The sequence below is a fragment of the Bacillus sp. 5w2 genome, from assembly GCF_054353775.1.
The window spans coordinates 179,793-193,683 of sequence record NZ_JBTIWT010000001.1 but is presented as its reverse complement, the minus strand read 5'-3'; the positions used below and the strand labels follow the sequence as shown (position 1 = coordinate 193,683).

Sequence of the window (13,891 nt, the reverse complement as noted above, 5' to 3'; positions counted from 1 at the left end):
ATTCGAAACATTTATTAAATCTTAAATTATAAGGAAGACATTCATTTGTATTTGCAAGATATATTTTCAGAAAAATATTGAGAAAATATATACTCGAATTTTTGAAAAAGCATTGTAAATAAAGATATCTACAGTTTATCGTCTGCAATATTAAAAAGAGGGTTTTGAATTCTATTTATAAAGTAAGTACTTTTAATGCGTTTAAATGTGATTTTATTAAGAAGTATTAAAATATTTTATCTGAAAAATAAAAATAGGTTGACAAGTTCATTGAGAAAGATTATCATTTCGGTGTAAGAATATTAAATGAAAAACATTATCAATGAATAATATTTTGATGAAAAGTACACTTGACCAATTAGTTTAGTAAGTGTATTATTTTTTACATCAATAATGATAATCATTATCATTATTTGTTTAATTAGATTAATTTTCAAATGAAAGGATAGAGGAAATGAACTTAGGGGAATTTGATGGGAAAACGGTTTTAGTAACAGGTGCAGCCCAAGGTATAGGTAGTGTTGTAGCAAAAATGTTTTTAGAAAGAGGAGCTACAGTTATTGCGGTTGATCAAAATGAAGAAGGGTTAAAAGTACTCTTAAAACAAAATGAAATAAATAAAACACGTATGAAAACATTTCGTTTAGATGTAAGTGATAGTGCTGCTGTTGAAGATATAGTAAAGCGCATTGAAAATGATATAGCACCAATAGATATATTAGTAAATGTTGCAGGGGTTTTACGTATGGGAGCGATTCACTCTTTAAGTGATGAAGATTGGAATAAAACATTCTCGGTAAACTCTACAGGAGTTTTCTATATGTCCCGAGCAGTAAGTAAACAGATGATGCAAAGAAAGTCAGGGGCAATTGTTACAGTTGGGTCAAATGCAGCAAATACCCCGAGAATGGAGATGGCTGCGTATGCTGCATCAAAAGCTGCAACGACGATGTTTATGAAGTGTTTAGGATTAGAACTTGCAGCGTACAACATTCGCTGTAACTTAGTTTCTCCAGGTTCTACTGAAACTGAAATGCAAAGGTTACTATGGGCTGATGAGAATGGGGCAAAAAATATAATTGCTGGTTCTCAAAGCACATATAGACTCGGTATACCGTTACAAAAAATTGCACAGCCTTCAGAAGTTGCCGAAGCGGTATTGTTTTTAGCTTCAGATAAAGCAAGCCACATTACCATGCACAATTTATGTGTCGATGGCGGAGCTACATTAGGAATTTAATAAAAAATTTAGGGGGCTACTATACTATGAATGAATTTACGGCTGTAAAGGAACTGTCAGAAAAATTATTAGAAGATTATAAGACTGAATCTTCTTTCTTTTTCGCTTCACCAACTCGAACGATATTGACAGAAGGAGGGTTTGCTACAGTAAAGCATCGTGAAATTGAAAGTTTTCCAGAGCTTGTGCAAGCCGTATTACGTAATGCAAAACAAGCAGGAAATCCGAATCCTATCGTTGTAGGTGCCTTGCCATTTGATCGTAGAAAAGAAGTTCAACTTATCGTCCCAGAATATAGTAGAATTTCTGAGCATTTACAATTGGATACAACAAATCAGCTTGAAACAAATGAGAACTTAACATTCGAAATGACGCCAGTCCCAGAGCCTGAAGTGTATATGAACGGTGTGAAGCAAGGAATTGAAAAAATCCAGGACGGCGATTTAAAGAAAATCGTTCTATCCAGATTGTTAGATGTTGAATCTTCTGAACAGATTAATAAGCAAAAACTTCTTCGAGAATTAGCAGAACATAATAAGCATGGTTATACATTTGCTGTGAATTTACCGAAAGATGAAAATGAGAATAATAAGACATTAATTGGAGCAAGCCCTGAATTACTCGTTTCACGTAATGGTATGCAAGTTACTTCTAATCCGTTAGCTGGTTCAAGACCTCGTAGTGATGATCCAGTGGAAGATAAAAGAAGAGCAGAGGAATTACTTTCTTCTCCAAAAGATTTACACGAACATGCGGTAGTAGTGGAAGCGGTTGCTGCTGCGCTTCGTCCGTATTGTCATACATTACATGTTCCGGAAAAACCATCCGTTATTCATAGTGAAGCGATGTGGCATTTGTCTACTGAAGTGAAAGGTGAACTAAAGGATCCAAATACTACTTCTTTGGAATTAGCAATTGCTCTTCATCCTACGCCAGCAGTTTGCGGAACGCCGATGGAAGAAGCGAGAGAAGCTATTCAAAAAATTGAGCCATTTGACCGTGAATTCTTTACAGGAATGTTAGGATGGAGCGATTTAAATGGAGATGGTGAATGGATTGTTACAATTCGTTGTGCTGAAGTACAAGAACATACACTTCGTTTATATGCAGGCGCTGGAGTTGTTGCTGAGTCTAATCCTGAAGATGAGTTAGCAGAAACCTCTGCTAAATTTCAAACAATGTTGAAAGCTTTAGGGTTAAAGGATAGTTCACTTAATGAAAAGTAGGGGGAAGAAAGAATGTTAGAAGGTTATACGGAATGGCCAAAAGAATTTGCAAATCGTTACCGAGAAGAAGGATGTTGGCTTGGAGAAACATTTGGTTCGATGTTAAAAGAGCGTGCTGAAAAATATAGAGATCAAATCGCGGTTGTAAGCGGTAATTCGCAAATAACGTATAGTGAGCTTGATAAAAAGGTAGATCGTTTAGCTGCAGGTTTACTGAATTTAGGAATAAAGCAAGAAGATCGAGTTGTAATCCAGTTACCTAACATTATCGAGTTTTTCGAAATATGTTTTGCGCTATTTCGAATTGGAGCACTTCCTATTTTTGCGCTACCTTCACATCGAAGCAGTGAAATTAGTTATTTTTGTGAGTTTGGTGAGGCGAGTGCTTACGTTATTTCAGATAAGGCTCTCGGCTTTGATTATCGAAAACTAGCAAGAGAAGTGAAAGAGCAAGTGCCAACTTTACAACATGTAATTGTAGTGGGAGAAGAAGAAGAGTTTGTGAACATAAATGATCTGTATATAGATCCCGTTCCATTACCAGAAGTCCAGCCAAGTGATGTTGCGTTTCTCCAATTATCAGGAGGGACAACAGGACTTTCTAAATTAATTCCTAGAACGCATGATGACTATATTTATAGTTTACGTGTTAGCGCTGAAATTTGTCATTTGAATACAGATAGCGTCTATATGGCCGTTCTTCCAGTAGCGCATAATTACCCGATGAGTTCTCCTGGGACATTTGGAACTTTCTATGCGGGTGGAAAAGTAGTGTTAGCAACTGGCGGTAGTCCAGATGAGGCATTTGCACTTATAGAAAAAGAAAAAGTTACGATTACTGCCCTCGTTCCGCCATTAGCAATGATATGGCTTGATGCTGCCTCTTCACGTAATAACGATTTATCGAGCCTAGAAGTGATTCAAGTAGGTGGTGCGAAGTTTAGTGCTGAAGTTGCAAAACGTATACGACCTACATTTGGATGTACGTTACAACAAGTGTTTGGTATGGCAGAAGGATTAGTAAATTACACAAGATTAAATGATCCTGAAGAAATTATTATTCATACACAAGGGAGACCGATGTCTACATTTGATGAAGTAAGGGTCGTTGATGAAAATGATAACGATGTAAAACCTGGAGAAGTAGGTAGTTTATTAACAAGAGGGCCATATACAATTCGTGGTTATTATAAAGTAGAAGAGCATAATGCAAGATCCTTTACAAAGGATGGATTTTATCGCACAGGTGATCTTGTAAAAGTAAATGAACAAGGTTACATCATTGTAGAAGGAAGAGATAAAGATCAAATTAACCGTGGTGGTGAGAAAGTTGCTGCGGAAGAGGTTGAAAATCATCTATTAGCACATGATGCAGTACATGATGTAGCAATTGTATCAATGCCTGATGATTATTTAGGAGAACGTACTTGTGCATTTGTAATAGCTCGCGGACAAGCTCCAACTGTAAGTGAATTGAAAATGTTTTTAAGAGAACGTGGTATAGCAGCTTATAAGATTCCAGATCGAATTGAATTTATTGAATCATTCCCACAAACAGGTGTTGGAAAGGTAAGCAAAAAAGAATTACGTAAAGCTATTGCTGAAAAACTTATTACGGTAAAACGATAAATAATATAAAAATTGGAAGGAAGTGATTAGATGGCTATTCCATCTATTTCAGTATACAAAATGCCAGTTGAATCAGAACTACCAAAAAATAAAGTGAACTGGACGCCAGATCCGAAACGTGCGGTTCTTCTAATCCATGACATGCAAGAATATTTTCTTGATGCATACAGCGATACAGAATCACCGAAAGTAGAACTCATTTCAAATATTAAGGTGATAAGAGAAAAATGTAAGGAACTTGGTATTCCAGTTGTTTATACAGCACAACCTGGTGGACAAACGTTAGAACAGCGAGGGTTATTGCAAGACTTCTGGGGTGACGGTATTCCTGCTGGACCAGATAAAAAGAAAATTGTTGATGAACTTACTCCAGATGAGGATGATATATTCTTAACAAAATGGAGATATAGTGCATTTAAAAAGACAAATTTACTAGAAATATTAAATGAACAAGGACGAGATCAACTCATCATTTGCGGTATTTATGCACATATTGGCTGCCTATTAACAGCTTGTGAAGCGTTTATGGATGGTATAGAGCCGTTCTTTGTAGCAGATGCAGTTGCTGATTTTTCACTAGAACATCATAAACAAGCGTTGGAGTATGCATCTAATAGATGTGCAGTAACGACATCAACTAACATTTTGTTAACAGAGTTACAAAGTTTAAAAGATAATGATGAAATCACTTTACAGCAAATACATGAACTAGTTGCACAATTACTTCGTGAACCAGTAGAGAGTGTTGAGACTGATGAAGATTTATTAAATAGAGGACTTGATTCGGTCAGAATTATGAGTTTAGTAGAGAAATGGCGCCGCGAAGGAAAAGAAATCACTTTTGCGGATTTAGCAGAGAGCCCAACGGTTGTTGATTGGTACCGCTTATTATCTCCGCAAACAGAGCATGTACTTTAATATAGACTACATAATAAAGGGGTAGTAAAGAATGCCTAATAGTCAAAAGGTTCGCCATTCGTTATCATCTGCGCAAACTGGTATGTGGTTTGCACAGCAATTAGATCCGCTGAATCCGATTTATAATACTGGGGAATATGTTGAAATAAGCGGAAATATTAATCAAGAAATTTTCGAATTAGCAGTACGAAATGTTGTAACAGAAGCAGAAGCACTACATGTTCGTTTTGAAGAGGATGAAATTGGCCCATGGCAAGTTATTGAGGAATCGTCAAAGTTTCATATGCATTTTATTGACGTTCGTAAAGAAGAAAATCCTGAAGAAGCTGCTAAGGTATGGATGAAAAATGATTTATCTATACCAATCGATTTGAAAAAAGATACATTATTTACTGAAGCACTTATTCAAATTGAAAATAATCGTTTCTTTTGGTATCAGCGCATCCATCACATTGTGATGGATGGCTATGGATTTTCACTTCTTAGCCAAAAGGTAGCCAATGAGTATACATCACTTATAGAAGAGACAAAAAAGAATGAAAAGCCATTTGGTTCTCTTGCGAAAATTGTACAAGAAGATATGGAGTATCGTGAGTCTAAACAATTTCAGGAAGATTGTACTTTTTGGTTAGAGAAGTTTGCAGATGAACCGGAAGTTGTAAGTTTAGCAGAACGAGCGCCGAGAACATCAAATGGATTTTTACGAGAAACGGCTTATTTATCAAATTCTAGTACGAAAAATTTACTAGAAGATATCAATATTTCGTTAACAAGTTGGCCGGAATTTATTATAGCTGTAACAAGTATTTATATGCATAAGTTAACAGGTGCAAATGATATTGTTTTAGGTTTACCGATGATGGGGCGTCTAGGTTCTGTATCTATTCATACACCGAGTATGGTAATGAATTTAGTACCACTTCGTCTCACTATAACTCCAAATATAACTCTTGCAGAATTAATACAGCAAGTTTCTAAAGAAATCCAAGATGTACGTCGTCATCATAAATACCGTCATGAGGAATTAAGAAGAGACTTAAAGTTATTAGGTGAAAACCAAAGATTATTTGGACCGTTAGTGAATGTTATGCCTTTTGATTATGGGCTTAACTTTGCTGGAAATCGTGGTATTACACATAATTTATCAGCAGGACCTGTCGATGATTTATCAATAAATATATATAAACGTTTTGATCAAAATGAGCTAATGATTCATTTTGATGCGAATCCAGAAGTATATAATGGCGCGGAACTAGCGTTGCATAAAGAGAGATTTATGAATTTATTAGAATTAATGATAAATGTTTATCAAAAAGACGCGTCGATTGGAAGCATAAACATTACTCTTCCTGAAGAAAATCATAAAGTTTTATTGGAATGGAATGAAACGAAGGAAGCTGATAAATTCATCTCTCTACCTATATTATTTGAAAAACAAGTACAAAAGACTCCAAATAAAATAGCGGTTACTTGTAACGGTGAAGATCTTACGTATAAAGAGCTAAATGAACGAGCGAATGAACTGGCGCACTATTTAGTAGAAGAAGGAATAGGATCAAATCAGTTTGTAGCTTTAGTATTTCCAAGGTCAATAGAAATGGTAGTCAGTATGCTAGCAGTCTTAAAGGCAGGTGCAGCGTATTTACCAATAGATCCAGAATATCCAGCGGAGCGAATAAATTATATAGTAAATGATGCAAAACCAGTTTGTATCATCACACATTCATCTGTTTCATCAACCTTAGTTATAGAAAATGATATGAAAAAAATCGAATTAGATAGTGAAGAAACAGAACTAGCGTTAAAAGCATATTCTCATATGAATCTACCATTTAGAAATGATGAATCACTTTTAAAGCCTGCGTATACAATTTATACTTCAGGATCAACCGGAAATCCAAAAGGTGTAATTGTTCCTATGAAAGCTTTAAGTAACTTTTTATTGGCCATGGAAGATATGTTTTCATTACATGAAAATGATCATTTATTAGCAGTTACAACGTTTGCGTTTGATATTTCTGCTCTAGAAATTTATTTACCTCTTATTAGTGGTTCAAGTTTAACAATTGCACAAAAAGAGGTAATTCAAGAACCTTCTGCTTTAACGGCATTGTTACAAGAAGAAAGAGTGACAATCATGCAAGCTACACCGACGCTTTGGCAGGCGTTAGTAACTGAATATCCAGAGCGGCTACAAGGGCTAAATGTGCTCGTTGGTGGTGAAGCTCTTCCGGCCCATTTAGCAAATACATTAAAAGAATTAGGTTGCTCTATTACAAACTTATATGGACCAACCGAGACGACTATTTGGTCTACTTTCATGAACATTGATGAAAGTGGTATACCTCCTATTGGAAAACCAATTTGGAATACAGACGTGTATGTATTAGATGCAGGTTTACAACCAGTTCCACCTGGAGTGATTGGGGAACTATATATTGCGGGGGAGGGGCTTGCGAACGGATATTTAGGAAAACCAGAGTTAACGGCTGAACGGTTTGTTGCAAATCCATATGGAGAACCAGGGAAGCGTATGTACCGCACAGGTGATCTGGTGAAATGGCGTAACGATGGTGTGCTAGAATACGTGAGCCGCGCAGATCATCAAATTAAAATTCGCGGTTTCCGAATTGAATTAGCTGAAATTGAAATGGTATTACAACGACATGAAAATGTTAAGCAAGCAGTAGTGATGGTACGAGAAGATCGCCCAAATGATAAACGAATCATTGCGTATATCGTTGCCGAAGGAAAGGAACAAATTGATCTTGCAGAAATTCGTTCTTATGTTTCAGAAAGTTTAGCGAATTATATGGTGCCATCAGCATTTGTTGTGCTAGAAGAATTACAATTAACGCCAAATGGTAAGGTTGATAGAAAGAAATTGCCTGCTCCTGATTTTAATGAAATGAACAAGGATAGAGTTGCTAGAAATCCGAAAGAAGAAATATTATGTGATTTATTTGCAGAAATACTTGGTGTTTCTCGCATTAGCATCGATGATAATTTCTTTGAAATGGGTGGTCATTCGCTTCTTGCATCTCGTTTAATGGCAAGAATTCGTGAAACGTTAAGTGTGGAATTAGGGATTGGAAAACTATTCGAATTGCCAACTGTTGCTGAACTAGCGAAACAATTGGATCAAGCAAAAAGTGTAAGACCAGCTATTAAGAAAGTAAGTAGACCAAATGAGATTCCACTTTCATTTGCACAGCGTAGGTTATGGTTCTTAAATTGCTTAGAAGGTCCGAGCCCTACTTATAATATTCCGCTAGTTATTCGTATGAATGGAATTTTGAACGAGGAAGCATTGCAAGGTGCCTTTTATGATGTAGTTGAGAAACATGAAACACTTAGAACAATTTTCCCTAACGTATTAGGTAGTTCCTATCAGAAAATTTTAGATATGGAAAATTTAAATTTAGAAATGATTATAACAAATACAAGTAAAGCGCAATTAGAAACTGTACTTGTAGAGGCGGTAAGATATAACTTTAACCTCGATGTTGAACCAGCAGTTCGTTTGCAACTTTTTACAGTGAGTGAAAACGAACATGTAATACTAATTCTATTACACCATATTGTAGGGGATGGCTGGTCGTTACAACCGTTAACGAGAGATTTTGCAGCGGCGTATAAAGCACGATGTCAAGGTAACAGAGTTCAGCTGGAGACACTTCCAGTTCAATACGCAGATTATGCCCTTTGGCAACAACAATTGCTTGGTGATGAAACTACACAAGAGAGCCTCATTTCAACACAATTAGATTTTTGGAAGAAAGAGCTAGAAGGTTTACCAGATCAGCTGGAGTTACCTACAGATTACCAGCGTCCAATTGAAACGAGTTACCGCGGAGAAACAATTCATTTTCATATAGATGCAGGTATGCATAGTAGGTTAGTAGAGCTTGCACGGAAAAACGGAGTTAGTTTGTTTATGGTGTTGCAAGCAGGACTTAGTGCGCTATTTACAAGATTAGGTGCCGGTACTGATATACCAATCGGGAGCCCGATTGCTGGAAGAAACGATGATGCACTATCAAATATAGTTGGCTTATTTGTAAATACATTAGTGTTACGTACAAATACATCAGGAGATCCAAGTTTTAAAGAATTACTAAATAGAGTGAAGCAGTTAAATCTGGCAGCTTACGAAAATCAAGATGTTCCATTTGAACGACTCGTTGAAGTGTTAAATCCAGTACGTACCCGAAATAGTCATCCGCTGTTTCAAGTTATGTTAGCTTTCCAAAATACGCCTGAAGCGACATTTGATGTTCCAGACCTAGAAGCGAATCTTGAAATTCAAAGCGTTGGCTCTGCGAAATTTGATTTAACATTTGAAATTAGCGAGAGTAACGGAGTTGATGGTACTCCAGACGGCTTACACGGATTGTTAGAGTTTAGTACTGATTTATATAAACGGGAAACGGTGCAAAAATTAATAGAACGATACATTCTGTTATTAGATGATGCAGCGGAAAATCCTGATCAATCAATTGGTAGATTAGAAATATTAACTTTAGCAGAGAGAAATACAGTGTTAGAGAAGTGGAATGGTGGTTTTCAAATTGCACCAGAAATGACATTATCACAATTATTTGAAAAGCAGGCTCATATAAATTCAAATGCTATTGCTGTCGTCTTTGAAGATGAAAAGTTAACATATGAAGAGTTGAATAAAAAAGCGAATAAAATAGCTCGATTGCTAATAGCAAAAGGAATCGGTCCTGATCAACTCGTTGCTTTAGCGATGCCGAGATCTTTAAATATGGTTGTAAGCTTACTAGCTGTTCTAAAAGCTGGTGCGGGATACCTTCCGTTAGATCCAGATTACCCGTCAGAGCGTATTTCATTTATGCTCCACGATGCGAAACCATCATGTGTTTTAACAAATTCAGATGTGGAAATTGAATGTAATGAGGAACTGAAAATTTTAGTTGATGATGTGAAAGTAATAAAAGAAATAGAGAAATATAGTGAAGATAATATTGATGAAATGGAGCGCATGAGGCAATTATCGCCTTCACACATTGCGTATGTTATTTATACGTCAGGCTCAACAGGTAGACCGAAAGGCGTTATGATACCTCATCAAAACGTAGTAAGACTTTTAGGTGCAACTGATCATTGGTTCCAATTTGACGCAGACGATGTTTGGACGATGTTCCATTCATACGCATTTGATTTCTCGGTTTGGGAAATTTGGGGGCCTTTATTATATGGAGGTCGTCTAGTCGTAGTACCACATACTGTAAGTCGCTCGCCGAAAGAATTTTTACAACTTCTTGTTACAGAAAAGGTAACTGTTTTAAACCAAACTCCATCAGCGTTCTATCAATTGATGCAAGCAGATCGTGAAAATGAAGAGATTGGCCAAAAATTATCTTTACGATATGTTGTTTTTGGAGGAGAAGCACTTGAGCTAAGTCGATTAGAAGATTGGTATAGTCGACATCCTCATAACGCACCGAAGCTTATTAATATGTATGGTATTACTGAGACGACAGTACATGTTAGTTATATTGAGTTAGACGAGAATATAGTTTCTTTACGGGCAAATAGTTTAATTGGGTGCAGTATACCTGACCTTAAAGTGTATGTGTTAGACAATTATTTACAACCGGTGCCACCTGGAGTAGTTGGAGAAATGTATGTTGCAGGTGCAGGGCTTGCTCGTGGATATTTAGGAAGAGCAGGTTTAACTGCTGAACGATTTATCGCAGATCCATTTGGCAAGCCAGGTACAAGAATGTATCGTACAGGAGACTTAGCTCGCTGGCGTAAAGATGGGACGCTAGATTATATAGGACGTGCAGATCACCAAATAAAAATTCGTGGATTCCGAATTGAATTAGGGGAAATAGAAGCGGTAATAATGAAACACCCTAAAGTTGAACAAGTAGCTGTTATTGTACGGGAAGATCAACCAGGGGATAAACGGTTAGTTTCTTATATCGTCGCATCAAATAATGAAATGATTGATACGAATGAAATGCGTAGGTATGCTGGGGGGAGTTTACCAGATTACATGGTTCCATATGCTTTTGTAGTAGTAAATGAGTTACCTTTAACTCCAAACGGTAAATTAGATAGAAAGGCATTGCCAGCTCCAGAATTTATCGCATCATCATCTAGTCGTGGACCAAGAACACCGCAAGAAGAAATGTTATGTGACTTGTTTACAGAAGTTTTAAGTGTGCCGCAAATTGGAATTGATGATGGATTCTTTGATTTAGGTGGCCATTCACTTCTTGCAGTGCAGCTTATGAGCCGCATGAAAGAAGCACTTGGGGTGGAACTAAATATCGGAACTTTATTTGCAGCACCTACTGTTGCAGGTCTTGCTGAAAGACTTGAAGTGGGAAATGGACAAAGTGCACTTGATGTGTTGCTTCCATTACGAACAAGCGGAGACCAATTACCACTATTTTGTGTACACCCAGCAGGTGGGTTAAGTTGGTGCTATGCAGGACTTATGAAATCTTTAGGAACAGATTATCCAATCTACGGTATACAAGCACGTGGTATCGCTAAAAATGAAGAACTTCCAAAAAGTTTAGAGGAGATGGCGGCGGATTATTTAAAACACGTTCGTGAAGTACAGCCTCACGGACCATATCGTTTACTCGGTTGGTCGCTTGGAGGAAATGTTGTGCATGCAATGGCAGCGCAACTACAAAATGAAGGGGAAGAAGTAGAATTACTCGTTATGCTAGATTCTTATCCAGGGCACTTTTTACCGAATACGGAAGCACCTACTGAAGAAGAAGCGTTAATTGCATTACTTGCTTTAGGTGGATACGATCCAGATAACATGGATGGTAAACCACTTACGATGGAAAGTGCAGTAGAAATACTTCGTAAAGATGGAAGTGCATTAGCAAGTCTTGAAGAAGAGACTATTTTGAACTTAAAAGAAACATATGTAAATTCGGTAGGGTTGTTAGGGAAATATGTGCCGAAAGTTTATAACGGAGATATTTTATTCTTTAGATCTACTGTTATACCAGACTGGTTTGATCCTATCTCTCCAAATACATGGCTAAATTATTTAGACGGGGAAATTGTGCAACACGATATTGATTGTAGACATAAAGATTTATGTCAACCAGGACCACTTACAGAAATTGGACAAGTATTAGCGAAATATTTGCAGAATAAGAAAGGGGTAAGAACAGTATGACAAATCCGTTTGAAAATGATAATTGCACATATAAAGTATTAAAAAATGAGGAGGGCCAGTATTCTCTCTGGCCTGTCTTTCTTGATGTACCTATTGGTTGGAAAGTCGTACATGGAGAAGCTAGCAGGCACGATTGTTTACAATATGTTGAGAATAACTGGAAAGATTTGAATCCAAAAAGTAATCAAGCTGGCGAAAAAATATTAGTAGGAAAACGATAATGAAGGCAAAGATAAATCCAAAAGTAGTTGTAAGTATCGTATATATAACAGCGATGTTTATGGCTGCGATGGATGCAACAATTGTGAATGTAGCACTACAAACGATAAGTAAAGAATTACAAGTGCCTCCATCTGCAATGGGGACGGTTAATGTTGGCTATTTAGTTAGCTTAGCTGTTTTCCTTCCGATTTCTGGTTGGTTAGGAGATCGCTTCGGTACGAAAAGAGTATTTCTAACCGCTCTTTTCGTATTTACAACTGCGTCTGCATTATGTGGAATAGCGAACGATATTACTTCATTGAATATTTTTCGTATCATTCAAGGTGCTGGCGGGGGACTTTTAACACCAGTCGGGATGGCGATGTTATTCCGAACATTTTCACCAGAGGAAAGGCCGAAAATTTCACGGTTTATTGTGTTGCCAATTGCTGTCGCACCGGCAGTAGGACCGATTATTGGAGGTTTCTTTGTAGATCAAATGTCTTGGCGCTGGGCATTTTATATTAATTTACCGTTTGGAATTGTAGCGTTACTATTCGGTCTTCTATTTTTAAAAGAACATATTGAAAAATCGGCTGGTCGCTTTGATTCTCTCGGTTTTGTTCTTTCAGCACCAGGATTTGCGATGCTGATCTATGCACTTAGCCAAGGTCCATCAAAAGGTTGGATTTCTCCAGAGATTATAAGTACTGGGATAGCTGGGATTGTATTCATTACATTGTTCATCATTGTAGAACTTAAAGTAAAGCAACCGATGTTAGATTTACGCTTATTAAAAGAACCAGTCTTTAGAAAAATGAGTCTTATTTCATTGTTTTCATCAGCTGGTTTACTAGGAATGTTATTTGTTTTTCCACTTATGTATCAAAATGTAATAGGAGTATCCGCACTGGAATCAGGTCTTACGACATTCCCGGAGGCAATTGGATTAATGATATCGTCACAGATTGTGCCATGGTCATATAAGAAATTAGGAGCTCGCAAGGTAATTTCTATAGGGTTAATTTGTACGGCGATTATCTTTGTTTTATTAAGTTTTGTAAATCACGATACGAACCCTTGGCAAATACGGGCATTATTGTTTGGCATCGGTATTTTCTTAGGTCAGTCGGTCGGTGCAGTTCAATTTTCTGCATTTAACAATATTGCACCACCTTCTATGGGGAGAGCAACTACTATATTTAATGTGCAAAATCGATTAGGCTCAGCGATAGGAGTTGCTGTTTTAGCTAGCATATTATCAGGGGTTGGAAGTAATGAAATACAGTATCATGCACAGTCAGATTTCTTACCATATCAAGCGGCATTAATTGGATCAGCAATGTTTTTACTCGTAGCATTATTATTTTCTTTACGTATTTCTGATAAAGAGGTAATGTCAAAAAAGAAAGAAAAAATGTTTTCCGTATCAAAAAAACAGAAAGCAATTGTCAATGAATAACAACTGATATTCGTTGAATAAAGGAGAAT

At 36.8% G+C, this 13,891-nt stretch carries 7 protein-coding genes; all 7 read left to right on the top strand.

Going from position 1 to position 13,891, the window contains the following annotated elements; all coding sequences use genetic code 11:
• Window positions 1-454: 454 nt before the first annotated feature.
• The 7 genes from dhbA to ACXY7N_RS00890 are packed head-to-tail and all read left to right on the top strand — an operon-like array spanning window position 455 to window position 13,862.
• Window positions 455-1,240 (top strand): 2,3-dihydro-2,3-dihydroxybenzoate dehydrogenase, encoded by a 786-nt coding sequence (gene dhbA, locus ACXY7N_RS00920; RefSeq protein WP_088084220.1) that lies wholly within the window; start codon window positions 455-457, stop codon window positions 1,238-1,240.
• A gap of 26 nt (window positions 1,241-1,266) precedes the next feature.
• Window positions 1,267-2,466 (top strand): isochorismate synthase DhbC, encoded by a 1,200-nt coding sequence (gene dhbC / locus ACXY7N_RS00915; protein WP_088084219.1) that lies wholly within the window; start codon window positions 1,267-1,269, stop codon window positions 2,464-2,466.
• Between the two features lie 12 nt (window positions 2,467-2,478).
• Window positions 2,479-4,095, top strand: coding sequence for a (2,3-dihydroxybenzoyl)adenylate synthase (locus tag ACXY7N_RS00910; RefSeq protein WP_488592231.1), 1,617 nt, complete (start codon window positions 2,479-2,481; stop codon window positions 4,093-4,095).
• Window positions 4,096-4,125: 30 nt separating this feature from the next.
• Window positions 4,126-5,013, top strand: coding sequence for an isochorismatase (dhbB, locus tag ACXY7N_RS00905; RefSeq protein WP_088084218.1), 888 nt, complete (start codon window positions 4,126-4,128; stop codon window positions 5,011-5,013).
• Window positions 5,014-5,044: 31 nt separating this feature from the next.
• Window positions 5,045-12,199, top strand: coding sequence for an amino acid adenylation domain-containing protein (locus tag ACXY7N_RS00900; protein WP_088084217.1), 7,155 nt, complete (start codon window positions 5,045-5,047; stop codon window positions 12,197-12,199).
• On the top strand, window positions 12,196-12,420 hold the full coding sequence (locus ACXY7N_RS00895; RefSeq protein WP_016087960.1) for an MbtH family protein: 225 nt from the start codon (window positions 12,196-12,198) through the stop codon (window positions 12,418-12,420). Before ACXY7N_RS00900 ends, ACXY7N_RS00895 begins: the two co-directional genes overlap by 4 nt.
• Window positions 12,420-13,862 (top strand): MDR family MFS transporter, encoded by a 1,443-nt coding sequence (locus ACXY7N_RS00890; protein ID WP_353811346.1) that lies wholly within the window; start codon window positions 12,420-12,422, stop codon window positions 13,860-13,862. Before ACXY7N_RS00895 ends, ACXY7N_RS00890 begins: the two co-directional genes overlap by 1 nt.
• Window positions 13,863-13,891 lie beyond the last annotated feature (29 nt).